A 20,039-nucleotide genomic window follows, 5' to 3' on the forward strand; every position below is an offset into this window, starting at 1 on the left:
CGGCAGCTTGCAGCGCAGTGGATAGCGTGTTTGGCGGGCAGCTTGCGTGCGCGGCTCGTATGATTGTCCCTTAGTTCTAGCAATATTCGCAGGCAGGCCACCCGTCTGCCCGCAGCACCAAGGCCGGCTGCTCCTCGTTCAGCCCTCAATTACCTGACCCAATTCGGCACTCCCATCCATGTCAAAGCTCGCAAAGTCATCCTCGCCTCCTACCGCATCGCACGGCACGCATGAGTCCGTCAGCGGCTTTGCTTACCGGGTGGAGCAGTTCCAGCAGTTGATCGAGGATGTGCTGGCCGAGGCCAAGCAATTGGGTGCCTCTGACGCCGGCGCCGAGGTGTCCGAAGGCTGCGGCCTGTCGGTCTCGACCCGCATGGGTGAGATCGAAAATGTCGAGCGCAACCGCGACAAGTCGCTCGGCATCTCGGTCTATGTGGGCCAGCGCCGTGGCAATGCCAGTACCTCGGACTTCTCACGCAAGGCCTTGCAAGACACCGTGCGCGCGGCCTTTGATATTGCCCGCTTCACAGCGGAAGACCCGGTCGCCGGCCTGCCGGACGCCGAAGATTTGTCGCTCGACGCGTCGGCACGGCCCGAGCTTGATCTGTTTCACCCCTGGGCGATTGACGCGCAAGCGGCGGCCGAGATGGCGCTGCGCTGCGAGGCCGCGGCCTTCGCCACCGACAAGCGCATAGCAAACAGCGAGGGCGCCGCGGTGTCGGCCCAGCAATCGCATTTCTTCATGGGCAATAGTCGCGGCTTTCGCGGGGGCTATGCCAGCTCGCGGCACTCGATTTCGGTCGCGCCGATTGCCGGCCGGGGCGCGCAGATGCAGCGCGACGCCTGGTACAGCTCGATGCGCAGCGCGGCCGATCTGGCCACGCCCGAAAGCATCGGCCGCTACGCCGCCGAGCGTGCTTTGTCGCGGCTGAAGTCGCGCCGGGTGGCTACGGCCGAGGTGCCGGTTTTGTTTGAAAGCACGGTCGCTGCCGGTCTGTTGGGTGCGGTCGTGCAGGCCACCAGTGGTGGTGCCTTGTATCGTCGTGCCAGCTTCCTTCTCGATAGCTTGGGCAAGAGTGTCTTGGCCTCGCATATTGACATCAACGAGAACCCGCACGAGCTCAAGGGCAAGGGCAGCTCGCCCTTCGATGATGAGGGCGTCATGACCAAGGCGCGTAGCGTGGTGGAGGCCGGTGTGTTGCAAGGTTATTTCCTCTCCACCTACTCGGCCCGCAAGCTGGGGATGCGCACCACCGGTCATGCCGGCGGCTCGCACAATTTGCAGATGAGCAGCCGCCTGACGGCGTCCGGCGACAATCTCACGACCATGCTCAAGCGTCTGGGTCGCGGCCTGTTTGTGACCGAGCTGATGGGGCAGGGCGTCAACTACGTCAACGGCGATTACTCGCGCGGCGCCAGTGGCTATTGGGTCGAGGACGGCGAAATCGCCTATCCCGTGCATGAGGTCACCATCGCCGGCAATCTGACCGAGATGTTCCAGAACATCATCGGCATCGGTTGCGACCGCTACACCATGGGCGGCAAGACGATTGGCTCGGTGTTGATTTCAAAGATGAAATTGGCGGGCAGCTAAGGCTTGGTTTAAGCGGCGGCTCTGCTTCGGTTGACTCAATTCCTGCGGTCCAAAACGAGGCGTCTTGTGCACGGGTTTGCCCCCGGCAGCGCCGCTTTTGTGCTCTCCTAGAATCGGGCTGCAATTTATGCAGTCCTAAATACCAGGAGTGAAAAGATGGAGCGTAGAAACTTTGTTCGGCAAGCGGGTCTGGCCGGTGTGTTTGCCGCCGGCGTCGCGCCGGCTGTCGTGCATGCCCAGGCCAATATCCGCTGGCGCCTGGCTTCGAGTTTTCCGAAGTCCTTGGACACCATCTTTGGTGCGGCCGAAGTCTTCGCCAAGAAGGTCGGCGAAATGACCGGCGGCAAGTTCCAAATCTCTACCCACGCTGGTGGCGAGTTGATGCCGGCGTTCGGCGTGGTGGATGCCGTCAAAGAAGGCACGGTGGAAATGGCCCACACGGCGCCTTACTACTTCCACGGCAAGGACGAAACCTTCGCGATTGGCTGCGCAATTCCATTTGGCCTCAACAGCCGGCAGATGACCGCCTGGATGCTCGAAGGCAACGGCTTGAAGCTGATGCGTGAGTTCTACAAGCAGTACAACATCATCAACTTCCTCGGCGGCAATACCGGCGCGCAAATGGGCGGCTGGTATCGCAAGGAGGTCAAGAGCGTGGCCGACATCAAGGGCCTGAAGATGCGTATCGGCGGTTTCGCCGGCCGCGTCCTGGAGCGCATGGGCGGCGTGCCGCAGAACATTCCGGGCGGCGAGATTTACCAAGCGCTGGAAAAAGGCACCATTGATGCGGCCGAATGGGTCGGCCCATATGACGATCAGAAGCTGGGTTTCAATAAAGTAGCGCCCAACTACTACTACCCAGGCTGGTGGGAGGGCGGCCCACAGCTGGACTTCTTCATCAACACCAAGTCTTTCGAGGCGCTGACGCCCGAGTACAAAGCGATTGTCGAGTCCGCCGCAGCCGTCGCGCACAACGATATGCAGGCCAAGTACGATGCGCGCAACCCACCGGCACTGCGTCAACTGGTGCAGGGCGGCACTAAACTGTTCCGCTTCCCTAAGGACGTGATGGACGCCGCCTTCAAGGAGTCCATGGCGATCTACAGCGAGCTGTCGGCCAAGAATCCGCACTGGAAGAAGGTCTACGAAGACTACTCGGCCTTCCGTGCCGATCAAAACCGATGGTTCCGTTTTGCGGAAGCCGGTTTTGATGACTTTATGCAAGCGCAAAAGCTCTGAGTTAGCGCGTCCCGCATGCGACCCCGTCGGTTTTGCCGGTGGGTTTTTTTACACCCGTGAAGATTGCGGTCGGGCAAGAAAAAAGGCCACCGCGATCGCGGTGGCCTTTGTTTGAAGCCGTCAGAAGCGTGCTTTATTTGTTGCTGCTATCTGCCGCCGAGGCCGGCGGGTCGGCCGGGCCAAAGACGGCGTTGCCGTCCATTTCCGTGGTATCGGCCTTGTCCGACTGCGGTTGCGCTTCGATCACGACATTGCTGGAGTCTACTTCGGCCACTTTGCCCAGGCCGCCTGAGACCAGATTCGGGAAGGCAATGATCAGAGCCACCATGACGATCTGGATCAGCACAAAGGGCACAGCACCCCAGTAGATTTGCCCGGTCGTGACGGGGGCGATCTTCTTGCCGGTGAGCTTGTCGATGTACTCCGTCAACGGTGCCACGCTGCGCAGATAGAACAGCGCGAAGCCAAACGGTGGATGCATGAAGGAGGTTTGCATATTGACGCCCAAGAGCACACCGAACCAGATCAGATTGATGCCCAGCTTCTCGGCCACCGGTGCCAGCAAGGGCACGACGATGAAGGACAACTCGAAGAAGTCGAGGAAGAAGGCCAGCACGAAGATCAACAGATTGACGAAAATCAGGAAGCCGATCTGCCCGCCGGGCAGCGCGGTCAGCAAATGCTCCACCCATTTCGGCCCGTCCACACCTTGGAAGGACAGGCTGAAGATGGTCGAGCCGACCAGGATGAAGACCACAAAGCAGGACAGTTTGGTGGTCGAGGTCAGCGCCTGAGTCATCAACTTGTAGGTGATGCGCCCGCGCGCGGCGGCCATCAAGAAAGCACCCAAGGCGCCCATTGCCCCGCCTTCGGTCGGGGTGGCGATCCCTAAGAAGATCGTGCCCAGGACCAGGAAAATCAGGCCCAGCGGCGGGATCAACACAAAGGTCACGCGCTCGGCCATCTTGGACAGCAGCTTCAGGCCCAGCAGCTTGTTCACCACCGAGGCCAGGAAGGCCACGCCGACGCCGACCGACATCGCCACGACGATGGTCTCATCGGTCGGCATGCTGGCGACGACTTCGCCCTTGAAGTAACTGGTGATGTCGGCGTAGTGCTGGCCGAAATAGACGGCGATGGCGACCGAAACAAAAGTCAGCAGGCCGAGCGAGCGCAGGCCCGACTTGCCATTGCTTTCGCGGATGGCGCGCGCTTCGAGCGGCAAGGCCGGCACCCACTTGGGACGGAAAATCGCCACACCGATGATGAAGGCGGTGTACAGGCCCGTCAGGATGAAGCCCGGCAAGAAGGCGCCCTTGTACATATCGCCGACACTCTTGCCCAACTGGTCGGCCAAGATGATCAGCACCAGGGACGGCGGAATGATTTGCGCCAGGGTGCCCGAGGCTGCGATCACGCCCGAGGCAATGCGCCTGTCATAGCCATAGCGCAGCATGATGGGCAGCGAGATCAGACCCATCGAGATCACTGAGGCCGCGACCACGCCGGTGGTGGCGGCCAGCAAGGCGCCGACAAAAATCACTGCAAAAGCCAGGCCACCGCGGATCGGGCCGAACAGCTGCCCGATGGTGTCGAGCAAATCCTCGGCCATGCCGGAGCGCTCAAGTATCAAACCCATCAAGGTGAAGAAGGGGATGGCCAGCAGCGTGTCATTCTTCATGATGCCGAAGATACGCAGCGGCAAGGCCTGCATCAGCGAGGCCGGCAAGACATTGAGCTCAATGCCGATAAAGCCGAAGAACAGGCCGCAAGCGCCCAGGCTGAACGCGACCGGAAAACCCATCAGCAAGAAGATGATCAGCCCTGCGAACATCAAGGGGGCCAAATTTTGGGCAAAAAATTCCATTCCCGGGCTCCCTTAGATCTTCTTTTGTTCTGCAGCCAAGCGAATCGCTTCGGCCAACTCTTCTTCGGCCGTCTTGGCCACTGGCTTTTTGGTCGGGTCGTCGATCAGGCCCTGTAGAAATGCCAGCCGCTTGATCAATTCGCTGAAACCTTGCAGCAGCAATAAGCCAAAACCAAGTGGGATCAGGGCATAAACGGGCCAAAGTATCAGGCCGCCTGCGTTTGAGGAGACTTCTCCGGAGCGCAAAGCTTGCAAGAAGAAAGGGGTGCCAAGATAGAGGATGGTCACGCACACCGGCATCAAGAATGCGACGAAACCAAACACGTCTATCCAAGTCTGCACGCGCTTGGAGAAGCGCCCGACCACCACGTCGATGCGCACATGTTCGTTGTTCAGCAAGGTGTAGCCGGCCGCCAGCAAGAAGGAGGCTGCGAACAAGTACCACTGCATTTCCAAAAAAGCGTTGGAGCTGTAGTTGAAGGCCTTGCGGACGATGGCGTTGACCGCACTGATCAAGGTCGAGCCGAGAATCAACCAAATGACCCAGCGACCGATGAAGCGGCTGATGCCGTCAATTAGCCCGGAAATTTTAAGAAGGGCGTGCACCTGGGTCTCCTGTTATCTATGACAAATACGACGCTGCGCCAGCGTAGGCCGGCGCCTGACGCAATGTATGAGAACAGGCTTGAATTGCTGCTGAACAATCATCTCTCCTAGGGCAAGTCCTAGGAGAGTTATCCCGGGGGGGGGCGTGCTGCCCAAAATCAGACAGCAGTTCGCTGAACTCAGGTGGACAAGGCTTGTTTGACGGCCATCGAGACCAAGGCCATGTCAGCCTTGCCACTCAACTGGGCCTTGACTGCGGCCATCACGCGGCCCATGTCGGCGGCAGTCTTGGCGCCGAGCTCAGCAACGATGGCCTCAACCGCTGCCTTGACTTCTGCAGCGTCCATGCGTTGTGGCAAATAGACTTCCAGCACCTTCAGCTCAATGGCTTCTTTGTCGGCCAAATCTTGCCGTCCGCCGGCGGTGAACTGCGTGATCGAGTCCTTGCGCTGTTTGATGAGCTTGTCGACGATGGCGATCGTGGCAACATCATCAACGACGATGCGTTCATCGACTTCCTTTTGTTTGATGGCCGCCAGCAAGCCTCGGATGGTGGTCAGCTTGTCGGCTTCTTTGGCGCGCATCGCGGCCTTCATGTCTTCGGTAATGCGGTCTTTCAGGCTCATGGCAAGTCCTTGCTTTGGCGGGGCGAGAGTTTCAAAGAGAAAGGTCGGGGCTGATTGTTGCGCGAAACGAAAATCAGTCCGTCAAAAGAAAAAGCCCGCTACAGCGTCCTGTACGGGCTTTTTCCTGTGCGCTTTTTTCGTAGCAGCCAAATTTTGGTTTAACTGTTACGGGGCATTGAAGCCCGCGCGAAGCATCTGGTCTCTAAAAGACGATCAGAACAGCTTCTTGGGCAGCTGCATGCTGCGAATGCGCTTGTAGTTGCGCTTGACGGCCGCAGCCTTCTTGCGCTTACGCTCAGCCGTTGGCTTCTCGTAAAACTCGCGGGCGCGGAGGTCAGTCAGCAAGCCGAGTTTTTCAATAGTGCGCTTAAAACGGCGCAGAGCCACGTCAAATGGCTCGTTCTCTTTCACGCGAATCGTGGTCATGAAAAGGTAGTTCCTTCAATATGCGCTCGGTATTCGTCACTCACTTCATTCAAACTGCGTTTGTTCGCAGTGTTGAAATCAGTGCCTGAAACGGCTTATCCGGAATCCGCTTCAAATAAGTTGCGAATCGACGCGCAGGGTTTGCCAGCAAAGACAGCGATTGTAGCCTGATTTTCAATCCGTGGAAATATTCTCGCCCAATGATCTTGCGCAAGCCGCTCCGCTGGCCCAGGCCCATTGAAAGTTGTAGCCACCCAGCCAGCCTGTCACGTCAACAACTTCGCCGATGAAATACAGGCCTGGAATGCGTTTGCTCTGCATATTTTGCGAACTCAGCTCGCGGGTGTCGACGCCTCCCCGCATCACCTCGGCCTTTCGCCAGCCTTCGCTGCCATTGGGCGTCAGTTGCCAAGCTTGCAACTGGCCGGCGAGGTTTTGCAAGTCGCGGTCCTTGCACTCCGGCATGGTGCGGCTGCCGCTCAGGCCTAGGCGCTCCAGCCAGGCCTGCGCCAATCGTTGCGGGAACAAGCTCGCCAACTCATTGCCGAGTTGGCGGCGCGAATCGCTCTTGGCCGCCTGCAGTTTGTTCGCCAGATCCGCATCCGGTGCCAGGTCGATCTGCAGGCTTTCGCCTTCGGTCCAGAAACTTGAGATCTGCAAAATCGCCGGACCGCTCAAACCTCGGTGCGTGAACAGCAGGTCCTCGAGGAAGCGGCCGCGCGCCTTGCCTTTGCCGGTGCTGACCACGACCGGCAGTGATAGGCCCGAGAGCGTAGAAAAAGGCCCCCAAGTGTCGGCGTCAAAGGTCAAAGGTACCAAGGCAGCGCGTGGTTCGATGATGTTGTGGCCCAGGCGCTTGGCCAATCGCAAGCCCCAATCGGAGGCGCCAATCTTGGGAATGGAAAGCCCGCCCGTCGCCACGACGACGGCCTTCGCTGCGACCTGGCCGCTTGATGTTTCGAGCATGAAGCCAGTGCCCTCGCCCGGCGTTTGCACGTCGATGACCGTGCAGGGTTGCCAGCGTTGCACGCCGCCGACCTCGCATTCGGCCACCAGCATCTGAATGATTTGCTCGCTGGAGTGATCGCAAAACAGCTGCCCTTTGTGCTTTTCGTGAAAGCCGATGCCATGTTTTTGGACCAGCGCGATGAAGTCCTGGCTGCTGTAGCGGGCCAGAGCGGAGCGGCAAAAAGCGGGGTTCTCCGAGAGGAAATTGCTCGGGCCGACATCCCGGTTGGTGAAGTTGCAGCGTCCCCCGCCTGAGATGCGAATCTTCTCCGCCAGGCGCTCGGAATGGTCAATCACAAGCACGCGCTGGCCGCGCTGACCGGCCATGCCGGCGCAAAAAAGTCCAGCGGCACCGGCGCCGATCACGACCAAGTCAAAACTTTGCATATTCACTGAGGCTCAATCTGAGGCGCACAAATGGCGCCATGGGCGCGATTGTCCTGCAGGAGCTGGGCTTGATGCATCCCGGCTGGGCTATTCAGCGGGCCGTGCACAAGCTAAACATGATGCTGATGGCTGAAGTCTGCGCATTTGGAATAGATAATCGCAACTCTGTACGGCATAGATTGCACAGTTATTGAACAGTTTTGGTTAGTATCGACTCGGCAGCCAACCTAGGGGGACGGGCAGGATTTTTCTGACCACCCCCTTGTCGATGCGTATCTCTGCCCCCTACATTTCCAAACGGTTGGTCGACTCAAGAATATTGGTTGCCACTGGTTTTAGTTTGACTGAGAGTTCATGGACACTTCTTCCGATCCTGGTGACGATGCACTGCCCAAAACGGGCAGTTTTGCGCATTGGCTGAGCGGCCAGGCGGCCTTGTTGCCGGAGCTGGGGGGGGTTCTGCTGAGCTTGATCGAGCCGCTTGATTCCTTTGTGGCGGTCAAGTCACTGACGAATGGGCGTTATGTTTTCGCCAGTCAAGGTTTGAATCATGTATTTGGTAAAGGGGCTGTTACTGGCTGCACCGATCATGAATTGATGCGCTCGGATGAAGTCGTCGGCATGCGTCGGGTCGAGCAGTCGGTGATGGCTCAGCGCACCATGGTCGTCAGTGAGCACCGCTTGGAGTTGGCGGGGCGCAGGCGAGAGTTCACTGTGACCCGGGCTCCCCTGGGTGCCGAGCATCTTTTGTCGGTATGGCGGGAGCGCACCGAAGAGCGCCACCGTGAGACCCATTTGCAGCGAGCCTTGCAACAGATCGAGTTGCAGCAAAAGACCATCGAGCAGATCCGCCGTGAACTGCAGCAAGGCAGTGGGCGCGACGATTTGTCAGGGCTCTACCTGCGCGCGCAGTTTGACGATCAGCTGCTGCGTGAAATCGACCTTTCGACCCGTGAACATCGGGAGTTCGCCTTGGTCATCATCGCTTTGGATCCCGTGCCAGAAGCGGCTCGGTCCATGGGGGACGAGGCCAATCAGCGCTTGCTGGAAGGTATGGGGCGCATGTTGCGCACCAATACCCGCTCGATGGATGCCGCCTGCCGCATCGCTGAAGATCGTTTTGCGGTGCTGCTGTCGGGTGTGGGCCTGGCCACGGCGCATGCGCGGATGGAGCAGTTGCGCCGGCAGTGCACGGCGCAAATCGTCGTGCTCAATGGGGTGGACATGGGTTTGTCGATCTCGATGGGCGTGTGCAGCTTTCCGCATACGGCGTCCAAGCAAGAAGAATTGCTGGCGGCCAGCGAAGCGGCCGTCCAAGAGGCGCAGCGCCGCGGCGGCAATCAGGTGGTGCTGGCTGCTATCCCCTTCGCCAGCTAGCGCGGAACATCAGGCCGCGTCCTGCAGAATTTCCTGTAAGCGCGCCCACTCAATCGCCGTGACCGGTGTGATGGACAAGCGGCTGCCAGGCTGCAGTACCAGCATGGTTTGCAGGCCCGGATCGGCGCGCAAAGCGCTGCGGCTGAGCAGCTTGGTCTTGCCCACAAACGCGACATCCACATGCACCCAGCGCGGCGCTTCAGGTCTGGATTTGGCGTCGAAGTAAGGTCCATTCGGGTCAAACTGGCTGGCATCGGTGTAGGCCTCGCTGGCCACACGAGCCAAGCCGGCTATGCCTATCAATTCGGGCGACGGACAGGATGAGTGATAAAACAGCACGCCATCACCGATTTGCATCTGGTCGCGCATGAAGTTGCGCGCTTGATAGTTGCGCACGCCCGTCCAGGGCAGCGTTTGTCCGGGCGCGGCGGCCAGATCATCGATGGAGCACTCGCCGGGCTCTGATTTCATCAACCAGTAGTTCAAGGTCAGCGCGAGGGAGTTGGGCTGGGCGTCGCCAGGGTGAAGGATAAAAGGTGTCCACCGCGAACCGTGAGCCGCATTCCTGAACCAGGGGTTCAGGTGGGCGAGGTCAGCCAAGCATTGGGTTCATCTGACGCGAGACGATCACGCTTGCTGGGCGATGTTCCAAGCCCTTGCTCATAGAGCATTGGTTCAAGGAAATATAAAGCTCACGCGAATGCGGTGGACGATGCAGATTCTACGGCCTGCAAGATGACAGTCTCGGGAAGTCAGAGTAATTTCCCGTCCTGCTCAAGGGCTTCGTCAAGCCGCCGCATCAGGCTTTCCAGATCGGGCAGATTGTCCGCTGCGATAGGTTTGGATTTTGATTGAGCAGGGTGGGTCGATCCGCCCTCGGCCAATTGATATGCCAGGTTCAAGGCGGCCAGCACGGCAATGCGCTCGCGCGCCTTGACGCGACCCGAGTCTCGAATTGCGCTCATCTCGCGGTCGACCTGCGCCACCGCTTTGGTCAAGGCCGCCTCACCACCCTCAGGGCAGCCGAGCAGATAGCTCTGGCCCATGATGGTTACTTCCATTTGCTTCATTGGGAATTCTTTCCGGATTCATTGTCAACCGGTAAACGCTCGAGCAAGACATCGATACGTGCTCGGGCAGCGTTCAAGCGCGAACGCAGGCTGTCGCGCTCTTGGCCGAGAGTCTGCAGTTGCTCTTGAAGCAAGGCGTTGGTTCGTTTCAGTTCAGCGTGTCGAATCAAGATTCGTTCGACACGATCGATCAGGTCATTGAGGCTTGGCATGGCGTCCGGCGGCGGCTAGGCAGGGTGGGATTGTAGGCGGCGACCGTGGTCGCACTGCAAAGCTACCGAGCAACTTCCACAGAGTGGCTGTCTGGCCTTGCAGACATAGCGGCCATGCAAGATCAGCCAATGGTGGGCGTCGACCATGAACTCCGCCGGAATTCGCTTGAGCAGACCTAACTCAACAGCCAGTGGTGTTTTGCCGGGGGCCAGACCGGTGCGGTTGCTGACGCGGAAGAGGTGCGTGTCGACCGCCATCGTCGGCTGCCCGAAGGCCACATTCAGCACCACATTGGCCGTCTTGCGGCCTACGCCGGGCAAGGCTTCCAGCGCTTCGCGGGTATCGGGAACCCTGCCTTGATGCTGGTCGATCAGGATGCGGCAGGTCGCGATCAAGTGCTTGGCCTTGCTGCGGAAGAGGCCTATCGTGCGTATGTATCCGCACAGTCCTTCTTCACCGAGGGCAAGTATCTTTTGCGGCGTGTTCGCGACCGGGAACAAGCGCGCGGTAGCCTTGTTGACGCCGACGTCGGTGGCTTGTGCCGATAGCAAAACCGCCGCCAATAACTCGAACACGCTGGCATAGGCCAACTCGGTCTGCGGCGAGGGGTTGGCCGCTTGCAGGGTTTGAAAAAATATCTGGATTTGCTGAGCGTTCATGAGGGGATTGTCCTCGCTCGCTCGCGCATCAAGCTGATGTCCTGAATGGGCGCCCCTAAGCCGATGCTATCGGCGAACTGCTGCCCGCCGCAGCCAGACCATTGTCAAAATGCTCGCGCATCAAATGGGCCGCGTCGTCGGCTCGGCGCTGCACCAGTGCTTCAATCAAAGCCCTGTGCTCCTGCAGCGACTTATCCAGCCGCCCTTGTTTGAACAGTGAGTGGTGGCGGTTGAGTTTCATCACCCGGCGCAGATCGGTGACGATTTGTGAGCGCCAGCGGTTGCCTTCGATCTCCAGCAAGCGCAGATGGAACTGCTCATTGGCAGCAAAGAAGGCGTCGCGCTCCTTGGCTTGGCGCTCCAATTGATCGTGCAGCAGTTGCAATTCGCCCAGCTCTGCGTCCGTCGCGGCAGCGGCGACTCTGGCCGCGGCATCGCTTTCCAGCAGGGCCAGCAGCTGATAGGCCTCGCGCACATCGCGCTCGCTCATCTCGGTGACATAGGCGCCGCGCCGCACCTTCATGGTGACCAGACCTTCGGCGGCCAAGACCTTCAAGGCTTCGCGCAAGGGCGTTCGGCTGATGCCCAACTCGGCACAGAGTTTGAGCTCGTCTATCCAGGCGCCCGGTTCCAATTCGCGGCCGAAGATCTGTTGACGCAAGCGCTCCGCCACCTCTTGATAGAGGGCGCGCGGGGCGAGCTTCAGTGGTGCGGTCATAGGCTTGTTGAAGGCAGACTTGTCAGTGTAGCGTCAATTCTGAATTTATAATTATGAATGATTGGCGCGCTATCATGCAGCGTCCGCAGGAGTCCTAGATGTCTGATGCCCCAGAAAATATGTCGAGCGAGTTTCCACAAGCCAGTCTGGCCGATTGGGCCAAGGCGGCCGCCAAATCTGCCCCCGGTGGCGATCTGGCTGCATTGAATTGGCATACGCCCGAGGGGTTGACGGTCAAGCCGCTCTACACAGCCGCCGACACGTTGGGCCTCAAGCACGCCGATACTTTGCCCGGCTTTGAGCCCTATTTGCGCGGCCCGCAGGCGACCATGTATGCGGTGCGGCCCTGGACGATTCGCCAATATGCGGGTTTTTCGACCGCCGAAGAAAGCAATGCCTTTTATCGCAAGGCGCTGGCCGCCGGCGGGCAAGGCGTGTCGGTGGCGTTCGACCTGGCCACCCACCGGGGCTATGACAGCGACCATTCGCGCGTGACCGGCGATGTCGGCAAGGCCGGCGTGGCGATCGACTCGGTCGAGGACATGAAGATCCTCTTCAACCAGATCCCGCTCGACAAGGTTTCGGTCTCGATGACGATGAATGGCGCGGTGTTGCCGGTGTTGGCCGGTTATGTGGTGGCGGCCGAAGAGCAGGGTGTCAGCCAAGACAAATTAAGTGGAACCATACAGAACGACATCCTCAAGGAGTTCATGGTTCGCAACACCTATATCTACCCGCCCGAGCCGTCGATGCGCATCATCGGCGACATCATCGAATACACGGCGCAGAACTGCCCCAAGTTCAACTCGATCAGCATCAGCGGCTATCACATGCAAGAAGCCGGCGCGAATCAGGCACTGGAGCTGGCCTTCACCCTGGCAGACGGCAAAGAATACGTGAAGACGGCCTTGGCCAAGGGCCTGAGCGTCGATGAGTTCGCGCCGCGCCTGAGCTTCTTCTGGGCGGTAGGCATGAACTTCTATCTGGAGATCGCCAAGATGCGGGCCGCACGCCTGCTCTGGTGCCGAATCATGAAGGGCTTTGACGCGAAGAACCCCAAGAGCTTGATGCTGCGCACCCACAGCCAGACCTCGGGCTGGAGCCTGACCGAGCAAGACCCGTACAACAATGTCGTTAGAACCACGATAGAGGCGATGGCGGCGGTGTTTGGCGGCACGCAGTCGCTGCACACCAACTCGCTGGACGAGGCGATTGCCTTGCCGACCGAATTTTCCTCACGCATCGCTCGCAATACGCAGCTGATCATCCAGGAAGAAACCCATATCACCAGCGTGATCGACCCCTGGGCCGGCAGCTACATGATGGAGTCGCTGACGCAGGACATGGCTGACAAGGCCTGGTCCATCATCGAAGAAGTCGAAGCGATGGGCGGCATGGTCAAGGCGGTGGATTCGGGCTGGGCCAAGCTCAAAATCGAAGCCAGCGCGGCCCAGAAGCAAGCGGCCATCGATTCCGGCCGCGATGTGATCGTCGGCGTCAACAAATACAAGCTGGCCAAGGAAGATCCGATTGAAATTTTGGATGTCGACAATGTGCGGGTGCGTGACGGCCAAATTGAGCGGCTCAAGGCCATCAAGGCCAGCCGCGACTCAGCGGCCGTGCAGGCCGCTTTGAACGCGCTGACGGATGCCGCTCGCTCGGGCCAGGGCAATCTGCTCGATCTCAGCATCAAGGCGATGCGTTTGCGCGCCACTGTTGGCGAGATCAGCGACGCGCTGGAGCTTGTATATGGCCGCCACCGGGCCGACACACAAAAAGTCTCCGGTGTTTACGCGGCCGCCTATGACTCGGCCGAGGGTTGGGCCAAGCTGCAGGAAGAGATTGCCGCCTTTGCCGTCGAACAGGGCCGCCGGCCGCGCGTGATGGTCGCCAAGCTGGGCCAGGACGGCCATGACCGCGGCGCCAAGGTTGTGGCCACCGCCTACGCCGATCTGGGCTTCGACGTCGATATCGGCCCGCTGTTTCAGACCCCCGAGGAATGCGCCCGTCAAGCAATCGAAAACGATGTGCATGCGGTCGGCATCTCGACGCTCGCCGCCGGCCACAAGACCCTGGTACCGGCCATCATCGCGTCGCTGAAGGCGCAGGGCGCCGACGACATCATCGTGTTTGTCGGCGGTGTGATCCCGGCGCAGGACTACGACATGCTCTATGAGGCCGGCGTCAAGGGTATTTATGGTCCCGGCACGCCGATCCCGGCCAGCGCCAAGGATGTGCTGGAGCAGATCCGCCTGAGTTTGGCCAGCCAGCCGGTCTGATATGAGCGACTACAGCTTGCAGCCGGTGCAAGTCGAGGACTTCGAGGCCATGCTGAGTTTGCGCATGGACGCCTTGCGCGAGAGTCTGGAGCGCCTGGGGCGCTTTGACTTGCAGCGCGGGCGCGAGCGCTTTCAGGCTGCATTTGCGCCCGAGTTCATGCGGCATATCTGCTGCGGTGCGGAGCGCATCGGTTTCGTCACGCTGAAGCCTGCCGGCACAAGCTTGCATCTGGAGCAGCTCTACGTGAAGCCCGAACAGCAAGGCCAGCGCGTCGGGGCCTGGGTGATCAGCTGGGTCAAGGATCGGGCTCGGGCGGCGAGGCAAGACGTGACCCTGTCGGCCTTGAAGCTCAGCGACGCCAACCGTTTCTATCTGCGCCATGGCTTCAAGCAAATCGCCGAGAGCGAGTTTGATATCGATTACCGTTGGACTCGCGAGGTTGTTGCATGAGTCTGGCCGCCGCTCTTTTGGCTGAGCCGAGCGCCGCTCAGCGCCGCGCGATCGCCAAGGCAATCACGCTCTTGGAGTCCACGCGGCCCGACCACCGCCGGCAAGCCGACGCCTTGCTGACCGAGCTGCTGCCTCACACCGGCAAATCGTTTCGACTCGGCATCTCCGGCGTGCCCGGCGTGGGCAAGAGTACCTTCATCGAAGCCTTGGGCCTGTTTCTGATTGAGCGCGGCCACCGCGTCGCGGTGCTCGCGGTCGATCCTTCAAGCAGCCTCTCCGGCGGCGCCATCCTTGGCGACAAGACCCGCATGGAGCGCCTGTCCATGCTTGATCGGGCGTACATCCGGCCCAGCCCCAGCAGCGGCACGCTGGGCGGGGTGGCAGACAAGACCCGCGAGGCTATGCTGGTCTGCGAGGCGGCCGGCTTCGATATCGTCATCGTCGAGACTGTTGGCGTTGGCCAAAGCGAGACGGCCGTGGCCGGCATGACGGATATGTATGTGCTCCTGCAACTGCCCAATGCCGGCGACGATTTGCAGGCGATCAAGAAAGGCGTGATGGAGCTGGCCGATCTGGTCGTCATCAACAAGGCCGACCTGGACTGGGCCGCCGCGACCCGCGCGCAGGCGCAAATTGGCTCCAGCCTGCGCAATTACGGACATTCTGGGCGGCAGGCCAGCCATCCGCACGTGTTACAAGTTAGTGCTTTGAAGGCCACGGGGCTGGCTGAGTTTTGGGCGGCGGTGGATCTGTATCGCCAGGAGCAGGCTAGGAGCGGCGGGCTTGGAGCCAAGCGCAGAGCCCAAGCGCAGGATTGGATGTGGGAACGCATCCACAGCGGCTTGCGCCAACAGTTCGCTGACGCGCCTGCCGTGCGAGAGTTGCTGCCCGAGATTACCGCACAAGTTGTGCAAGGACAGTTGGCCGCTTCGACCGCTGCGAGGCAATTATTGAACCGATTTTTGGAGACGTTTAAACATGCATGACATCCAACAACGCCTGGAAGAAAAACGTGCCCAGGCTCGCCTCGGCGGCGGCGAGAAGCGCATCGCAGCGCAGCACGCCAAGGGCAAGCTGACCGCCCGCGAGCGCCTGGAGCTGCTGTTTGACGACGGCACTTTCGAGGAATGGGATATGTTTGTCGAGCATCGCTGCGTGGACTTCGGCATGCAGGACAACAAGATCCCTGGTGACGGGGTGGTCACCGGTTACGGCATGATCAACGGCCGCCTGGCCTTCAGCTTCAGTCAGGATTTCACCGTGTTTGGCGGCGCCTTGAGCGAGTCGCATGCCGAGAAGATCTGCAAGGTGATGGATCAGGCGATGAAGGTCGGCGCCCCGGTGATTGGCCTCAACGACTCGGGCGGCGCGCGCATTCAGGAGGGCGTGGCGTCTCTTGGCGGCTATGCCGATGTGTTCCAGAAAAATGTGCTGGCCAGTGGCGTGATCCCGCAGATCAGCATGATCATGGGGCCTTGCGCGGGTGGCGCGGTCTACTCGCCGGCGATGACGGACTTCATCTTCATGGTGAAGGATTCCAGCTATATGTTCGTCACCGGCCCCGAGGTGGTGAAGACGGTCACGCACGAGGAAGTGACGGCCGAGCAGCTGGGCGGTGCCGCCACGCACACATCAAAAAGTGGCGTGGCCGATTTGAGCTTCGAGAACGACGTCGAGGCGATCCTGATGCTGCGCCGCTTCTTCAATTACTTGCCGCTGAACAACCGCGAAAAGGCGCCGACGCGGCCCAGCGGTGACCCCGGCAACCGGCTTGATCATTCGCTCGACACCTTGGTGCCTGACAACGCCAACAAGCCCTACGACATGAAGGAGCTGATCCAGAAGGTGGTCGACGACGGCGACTTCTTCGAGCTGCAGCCCGAGTATGCAAAGAACATCCTGACCGGCTTTGGCCGCATGGAGGGTCAGACGGTCGGCATCGTCGCCAACCAGCCGCTGGTCCTGGCCGGCTGCCTGGATATCAAGAGTTCCATCAAGGCGGCGCGCTTTGTGCGCTTTTGCGATGCCTTCAATATTCCGGTGATCACCTTTGTCGATGTGCCCGGCTTTATGCCCGGCACCAGCCAAGAGTACGGCGGCATCATCAAGCATGGCGCCAAGCTGCTGTACGCCTATGCCGAGTGCACGGTGCCCAAGGTGACGGTGATCACCCGCAAGGCTTACGGCGGCGCCTACGACGTGATGAGCTCCAAGCATCTGCGCGGCGACGTCAACTTCGCCTGGCCTAACGCCGAAATCGCAGTGATGGGGGCCAAGGGCGCGGTCGAGATCATCTTCCGTGAAGACAAGGGCGACCCGGAGAAGTTGGCCGCCAAAGAAGCCGAGTACAAGGCCCGCTTTGCCAACCCCTTTGTCGCAGGAGCGCGTGGTTTTATCGACGACGTGATTCAGCCGCATGAAACCCGCAAGCGCATTTGCCGCAGCCTGGTGATGCTCAAGGACAAGAAGCTGGAGAACCCGTGGCGCAAGCACGGCAATATCCCGCTGTGAGAGCTTGGTTGCTGGCTTTGGCTGTGATCGCCGCACCTGCTTGGGCTCAGAAAAAGGCCGCTGAATGCGTGGCCGAGCATGAGTCGGCTGGCGAGCAGGGCAGGGCCGGCGCACCCGACTCGGATGCCGCTGACGCTCGGGGCAAGCAAGAAGCCATGGCCGCGTTCGAGCGCTGTGCATTGCGGCACTACGGGCCTAGTAGCGAGCCGCGCATCGAAGCCTGTGAAGCCGATTTGTTCAGCCTGCCGGTGATTTTGCTATTCCGAGTGGATGGGCAGTCACGTGTGGCGGCACTTGCTGATTTGAAGCGTGAAGACGCGCATGAAGACGGCCGGGCGAGAGCGATGTTGGAGTTTGCCTATCAGGGTCGCGGACCGGCCAAGGACCAGGGGCCTCACTGGATGGCCGAGCGTGTCAGTGAATGGACCGATCGCTGCCTGTCGGGGCGGCTGCGGTTTTCTCAGAATTGAAGCGGGAGTTCAAGCATGTTTGACAAAATTTTGATTGCGAATCGGGGCGAGATTGCCTGCCGAGTCATCAAGACGGCCCGCAAGATGGGCATCAAGACGGTTGCGGTCTACTCGGAGGCCGACAAGGACGCACTGCATGTCGAGCTGGCCGATGAGGCCGTGCTCTTGGGCCCAGCGCCCAGTCGCGAGTCCTATCTGGTGGCGGACAAGATCATTGCCGCCGCGCTGCAGACCGGCGCGCAAGCGATTCACCCCGGCTACGGTTTCTTAAGCGAGAACGAAGACTTCGCCCGCCGGGTTGAAGAGGCCGGCATCGCTTTCATCGGCCCCAAGGCGCACTCGATCGCGGCGATGGGCGACAAGATCGCTTCCAAAAAGCTGGCCAATGCGGCGCAGGTCAACACCATTCCCGGCCACAACGAGCCGATTCTGTCTGCCGAAGAAGCGGTGACCATCGCGGCCGGCATCGGCTATCCGGTCATGATCAAGGCCAGCGCCGGTGGCGGCGGCAAGGGCCTGCGCGTTGCCTTCAATGACAAGGAATGTTTCGAGGGATTCACCAGCTGCCGCAATGAGGCGCGCAACAGCTTCGGCGACGACCGCGTCTTCATGGAGAAATTCGTCGAGGAGCCGCGCCATATTGAGATTCAGGTCCTCGGCGACAGCCAGGGCAACGTGCTCTATCTGTGGGAGCGCGAATGCTCGATCCAGCGCCGCCACCAGAAGGTGATCGAAGAAGCGCCGTCGCCCTTCATCAGCGATGCGACGCGCAAGGCCATGGGTGAGCAGGCGGTCGCCTTGGCGAAAGCAGTCAAATACCAAAGCGCCGGCACGGTCGAGTTCGTGGTCGGCAAGGACCAGAGTTTTTACTTTTTGGAGATGAACACCCGGCTGCAGGTCGAACACCCTGTGACCGAATGCATCACCGGGCTGGATCTGGTCGAGCAGATGATCCGCGTTGCCGCCGGTGAGTCCTTGGCCTTCACGCAGGCCGATCTGAAGCGCGACGGCTGGGCGATTGAATGCCGCATCAATGCCGAGGATCCGTTCCGCAACTTCCTGCCGTCGACTGGCCGGCTGGTCAAATACCAGCCGCCGGTTGCGACGATGGAATCCGCCGATCCGGCGCGTTATGGTGTGCGCGTGGACACCGGCGTGGTCGAGGGCGGCGAGATCCCGATGTTCTACGACTCGATGATCGCCAAGCTGATCGTCCATGGCCGCGACCGCGCGGAGGCCATCGCCAAAATGCGTGAGGCGCTGAATGGCTTTGTGATCCGCGGCATCTCCAGCAACATCCCTTTTCAATCGGCGCTGCTGGCGCATGCGGACTTCCAGAGCGGTAACTTCAACACCGGCTTCATCGCCCAGCATTACGCGGCCGGCTTCCGGGCTGAGGACGTGCCACATGAGGACCCGCTATTCTTGGTCGCGCTGGCCGGTTTCATTCGCCGCAAGGCGCGCGAGCGCGAGGCCGGCATCACCGGCCAGCTGCCCGGCCATGAGGTGAAGATCGAGCACGACTATGTGGCCCTGGTTTCGGAAGGCGCGGCCGGCGAGCAAACTCGCCACGAGCTGCATATCTCTGAGTTTGTCGGCCATCTGGGCGAAGCACTGGTGCGAGTCGGCGAGCAGAGCTTCCGCATCGTCTGCAACTCGCGCTTGAACGATATTCGGCTCACTGGCACGGTCAACGGTGAGCCCTTTGTGGCTCAGGCCGAGCGCGGAGCGCCCAGGCAGCCCTTGGCCTATCGGCTGCAGCACAACGGTTATGCCATCGTGGTCAATGTCTTGTCGCCGCGCGCGGCAGAGCTGCAGGCCTTGATGCCGTTCAAGGCGCCACCCGATACCAGCAAGTTCCTGCTCTCGCCGATGCCGGGTTTGCTGGTGCAAATCGCGGCTGAGCCGGGACAAGTCGTGCAAGCCGGCGAGCGCTTGGCCGTGATCGAGGCCATGAAGATGGAGAACATTCTCTTGGCCACGCAAGACGATCAAGATCGTCGAAGTGCTGGCCAAAGTAGGTGAAAGCCTGGCGGTGGATCAGCTGATTCTGAGGTTTGAATGATGACTGCGCTGAAGCCCTACCGCATCCTCGGTATCCAGCAGATCGCCATCGGCGGGCCCGATAAACAGGCCTTGCGCAAGCTTTGGGTCGATGTGCTGGGCCTGACCGTCACCGGCAACTTTGTGTCTGAACGCGAGAACGTCGATGAGGACATCTGCGCGATCGGCAGCGGGCCGCACAAGATCGAGGTCGATCTGATGCAGCCGCTGGACCCGGACAAAAAGCCCGCCGTGCACACCACGCCTCTCAATCATGTGGGCCTGTGGGTCGATGACCTCATCAAGGCCGTCGAATGGATGACAGCGAACGGGGTGCGCTTCGCACCCGGCGGCATCCGCAAGGGCGCGGCCGGTTTCGACATTTGCTTCATCCACCCCAAGAGCAACGCCGAGTTCCCGATCGCCGGAGAGGGCGTGCTGATCGAGTTGGTGCAAGCGCCGGCCGAGGTGATCGCAGCACTTGCCTAGGACGCA

The 20,039-nt window shown here is 60.4% G+C and carries 19 protein-coding genes, 1 other RNA gene and 1 pseudogene; 10 read left to right on the forward strand and 11 right to left on the reverse strand.

Annotated elements, in window-relative coordinates; all coding sequences use genetic code 11:
* Positions 1 to 178 precede the first annotated feature (178 nt).
* Together pmbA and LNV09_RS16595 are read left to right on the forward strand one after the other, a co-directional pair.
* Positions 179 to 1,594 carry a metalloprotease PmbA gene (gene pmbA / locus LNV09_RS16590; RefSeq protein ID WP_263558186.1) on the forward strand — a complete coding sequence of 472 codons (1,416 nt, stop codon included), beginning with the start codon at positions 179 to 181 and terminating at the stop codon, positions 1,592 to 1,594.
* Positions 1,595 to 1,750: 156 nt separating this feature from the next.
* Positions 1,751 to 2,833, forward strand: a complete 1,083-nt coding sequence (locus tag LNV09_RS16595) for a TRAP transporter substrate-binding protein (protein ID WP_263558187.1) — start codon at positions 1,751 to 1,753, stop codon at positions 2,831 to 2,833.
* Between the two features lie 133 nt (positions 2,834 to 2,966).
* Here the strand turns inward: LNV09_RS16595 and LNV09_RS16600 are convergent, their stop codons facing one another.
* From LNV09_RS16600 to LNV09_RS16620, 5 genes are all read right to left on the reverse strand, one after another.
* Positions 2,967 to 4,700, reverse strand: a complete 1,734-nt coding sequence (locus LNV09_RS16600) for a TRAP transporter large permease (protein ID WP_263558188.1) — start codon at positions 4,698 to 4,700, stop codon at positions 2,967 to 2,969.
* Positions 4,701 to 4,712: 12 nt separating this feature from the next.
* Positions 4,713 to 5,306 carry a TRAP transporter small permease subunit gene (locus tag LNV09_RS16605; RefSeq protein WP_263558189.1) on the reverse strand — a complete coding sequence of 198 codons (594 nt, stop codon included), beginning with the start codon at positions 5,304 to 5,306 and terminating at the stop codon, positions 4,713 to 4,715.
* Between the two features lie 179 nt (positions 5,307 to 5,485).
* A complete protein-coding gene (locus LNV09_RS16610) occupies positions 5,486 to 5,932 on the reverse strand; it encodes a GatB/YqeY domain-containing protein (protein ID WP_263558190.1) in 447 nt (148 codons plus the stop codon).
* 213 nt (positions 5,933 to 6,145) lie between these two features.
* Complete coding sequence (rpsU, locus tag LNV09_RS16615) at positions 6,146 to 6,358, reverse strand: 30S ribosomal protein S21 (RefSeq protein WP_105262375.1); 213 nt, start codon at positions 6,356 to 6,358, stop codon at positions 6,146 to 6,148.
* A 174-nt stretch (positions 6,359 to 6,532) separates the two neighbouring features.
* Positions 6,533 to 7,753 carry a BaiN/RdsA family NAD(P)/FAD-dependent oxidoreductase gene (locus LNV09_RS16620; RefSeq protein ID WP_263558191.1) on the reverse strand — a complete coding sequence of 407 codons (1,221 nt, stop codon included), beginning with the start codon at positions 7,751 to 7,753 and terminating at the stop codon, positions 6,533 to 6,535.
* 354 nt (positions 7,754 to 8,107) lie between these two features.
* Here LNV09_RS16620 and LNV09_RS16625 point away from each other — a divergent pair, with 354 nt between their 5' ends.
* On the forward strand, positions 8,108 to 9,130 hold the full coding sequence (locus tag LNV09_RS16625) for a GGDEF domain-containing protein (RefSeq protein ID WP_263558192.1): 1,023 nt from the start codon (positions 8,108 to 8,110) through the stop codon (positions 9,128 to 9,130).
* Between the two features lie 9 nt (positions 9,131 to 9,139).
* Here LNV09_RS16625 and LNV09_RS16630 read toward each other — a convergent pair whose 3' ends face one another.
* The 6 genes from LNV09_RS16630 to LNV09_RS16650 all read right to left on the reverse strand — a co-directional run bounded on the left by LNV09_RS16630 (position 9,140) and on the right by LNV09_RS16650 (position 11,790).
* On the reverse strand, positions 9,140 to 9,616 hold the full coding sequence (locus LNV09_RS16630; RefSeq protein WP_411969305.1) for an EVE domain-containing protein: 477 nt from the start codon (positions 9,614 to 9,616) through the stop codon (positions 9,140 to 9,142).
* Between the two features lie 50 nt (positions 9,617 to 9,666).
* A non-coding RNA gene (gene ssrS, locus LNV09_RS24870) (6S RNA) lies at positions 9,667 to 9,842 on the reverse strand.
* 40 nt (positions 9,843 to 9,882) lie between these two features.
* Positions 9,883 to 10,200 carry a cell division protein ZapA gene (locus tag LNV09_RS16635; RefSeq protein ID WP_263558194.1) on the reverse strand — a complete coding sequence of 106 codons (318 nt, stop codon included), beginning with the start codon at positions 10,198 to 10,200 and terminating at the stop codon, positions 9,883 to 9,885.
* A complete protein-coding gene (locus tag LNV09_RS16640) occupies positions 10,197 to 10,412 on the reverse strand; it encodes a cell division protein ZapB (RefSeq protein WP_263558195.1) in 216 nt (71 codons plus the stop codon). Before LNV09_RS16640 ends, LNV09_RS16635 begins: the two co-directional genes overlap by 4 nt.
* 15 nt (positions 10,413 to 10,427) lie before the next feature.
* Entirely contained in the window at positions 10,428 to 11,072 is a 645-nt protein-coding gene (gene nth, locus LNV09_RS16645; RefSeq protein WP_263558196.1) for an endonuclease III, read from the reverse strand.
* A 55-nt stretch (positions 11,073 to 11,127) separates the two neighbouring features.
* On the reverse strand, positions 11,128 to 11,790 hold the full coding sequence (locus tag LNV09_RS16650; RefSeq protein WP_263558197.1) for a GntR family transcriptional regulator: 663 nt from the start codon (positions 11,788 to 11,790) through the stop codon (positions 11,128 to 11,130).
* A 98-nt stretch (positions 11,791 to 11,888) separates the two neighbouring features.
* On the opposite strand from LNV09_RS16650, the gene scpA reads away from it, so the two are divergent.
* From scpA to LNV09_RS16685, 7 genes and pseudogenes are all read left to right on the forward strand, one after another.
* On the forward strand, positions 11,889 to 14,069 hold the full coding sequence (gene scpA, locus LNV09_RS16655; RefSeq protein ID WP_263558198.1) for a methylmalonyl-CoA mutase: 2,181 nt from the start codon (positions 11,889 to 11,891) through the stop codon (positions 14,067 to 14,069).
* 1 nt (position 14,070) lies between these two features.
* Complete coding sequence (locus tag LNV09_RS16660) at positions 14,071 to 14,520, forward strand: GNAT family N-acetyltransferase (protein ID WP_263558199.1); 450 nt, start codon at positions 14,071 to 14,073, stop codon at positions 14,518 to 14,520.
* Complete coding sequence (gene meaB, locus LNV09_RS16665) at positions 14,517 to 15,506, forward strand: methylmalonyl Co-A mutase-associated GTPase MeaB (RefSeq protein ID WP_263558200.1); 990 nt, start codon at positions 14,517 to 14,519, stop codon at positions 15,504 to 15,506. Before LNV09_RS16660 ends, meaB begins: the two co-directional genes overlap by 4 nt.
* Positions 15,499 to 17,031 carry an acyl-CoA carboxylase subunit beta gene (locus tag LNV09_RS16670; protein ID WP_263558201.1) on the forward strand — a complete coding sequence of 511 codons (1,533 nt, stop codon included), beginning with the start codon at positions 15,499 to 15,501 and terminating at the stop codon, positions 17,029 to 17,031. Before meaB ends, LNV09_RS16670 begins: the two co-directional genes overlap by 8 nt.
* Positions 17,001 to 17,501 carry a hypothetical protein gene (locus LNV09_RS16675; protein ID WP_263558202.1) on the forward strand — a complete coding sequence of 167 codons (501 nt, stop codon included), beginning with the start codon at positions 17,001 to 17,003 and terminating at the stop codon, positions 17,499 to 17,501. Before LNV09_RS16670 ends, LNV09_RS16675 begins: the two co-directional genes overlap by 31 nt.
* Positions 17,502 to 17,516: 15 nt before the next feature.
* Positions 17,517 to 19,566: pseudogene (locus LNV09_RS16680) on the forward strand (acetyl-CoA carboxylase biotin carboxylase subunit).
* The gene (locus LNV09_RS16685; protein ID WP_263558203.1) at positions 19,563 to 20,033 is read left to right on the forward strand and encodes a VOC family protein; all 471 of its coding nucleotides are present in this window, start codon (positions 19,563 to 19,565) and stop codon (positions 20,031 to 20,033) included. The pseudogene LNV09_RS16680 and the gene LNV09_RS16685 overlap by 4 nt, the downstream one beginning before the upstream one ends.
* Positions 20,034 to 20,039: the final 6 nt, after the last annotated feature.

This window comes from Paucibacter sp. B2R-40 (genome assembly GCF_025717555.1).
In the GTDB taxonomy this organism is placed as follows: Bacteria; Pseudomonadota; Gammaproteobacteria; order Burkholderiales; family Burkholderiaceae_C; genus Paucibacter_A.

Excerpts from the sequence above, each read along its gene's own strand:
- pmbA (WP_263558186.1), top strand. The coding sequence starts at position 179 with ATGTCAAAGCTCGCAAAGTCATCCTCGCCTCCTACCGCATCGCACGGC.
- LNV09_RS16595 (WP_263558187.1), top strand. The coding sequence starts at position 1,751 with ATGGAGCGTAGAAACTTTGTTCGGCAAGCGGGTCTGGCCGGTGTGTTT.
- LNV09_RS16600 (WP_263558188.1), bottom strand. The coding sequence starts at position 4,700 with ATGGAATTTTTTGCCCAAAATTTGGCCCCCTTGATGTTCGCAGGGCTG.
- LNV09_RS16610 (WP_263558190.1), bottom strand. The coding sequence starts at position 5,932 with ATGAGCCTGAAAGACCGCATTACCGAAGACATGAAGGCCGCGATGCGC.
- rpsU (WP_105262375.1), bottom strand. The coding sequence starts at position 6,358 with ATGACCACGATTCGCGTGAAAGAGAACGAGCCATTTGACGTGGCTCTG.
- LNV09_RS16620 (WP_263558191.1), bottom strand. The coding sequence starts at position 7,753 with ATGCAAAGTTTTGACTTGGTCGTGATCGGCGCCGGTGCCGCTGGACTT.
- LNV09_RS16625 (WP_263558192.1), top strand. The coding sequence starts at position 8,108 with ATGGACACTTCTTCCGATCCTGGTGACGATGCACTGCCCAAAACGGGC.
- LNV09_RS16635 (WP_263558194.1), bottom strand. The coding sequence starts at position 10,200 with ATGAAGCAAATGGAAGTAACCATCATGGGCCAGAGCTATCTGCTCGGC.
- LNV09_RS16640 (WP_263558195.1), bottom strand. The coding sequence starts at position 10,412 with ATGCCAAGCCTCAATGACCTGATCGATCGTGTCGAACGAATCTTGATT.
- nth (WP_263558196.1), bottom strand. The coding sequence starts at position 11,072 with ATGAACGCTCAGCAAATCCAGATATTTTTTCAAACCCTGCAAGCGGCC.
- LNV09_RS16650 (WP_263558197.1), bottom strand. The coding sequence starts at position 11,790 with ATGACCGCACCACTGAAGCTCGCCCCGCGCGCCCTCTATCAAGAGGTG.
- scpA (WP_263558198.1), top strand. The coding sequence starts at position 11,889 with ATGTCTGATGCCCCAGAAAATATGTCGAGCGAGTTTCCACAAGCCAGT.
- LNV09_RS16660 (WP_263558199.1), top strand. The coding sequence starts at position 14,071 with ATGAGCGACTACAGCTTGCAGCCGGTGCAAGTCGAGGACTTCGAGGCC.
- meaB (WP_263558200.1), top strand. The coding sequence starts at position 14,517 with ATGAGTCTGGCCGCCGCTCTTTTGGCTGAGCCGAGCGCCGCTCAGCGC.
- LNV09_RS16670 (WP_263558201.1), top strand. The coding sequence starts at position 15,499 with ATGCATGACATCCAACAACGCCTGGAAGAAAAACGTGCCCAGGCTCGC.
- LNV09_RS16685 (WP_263558203.1), top strand. The coding sequence starts at position 19,563 with ATGATGACTGCGCTGAAGCCCTACCGCATCCTCGGTATCCAGCAGATC.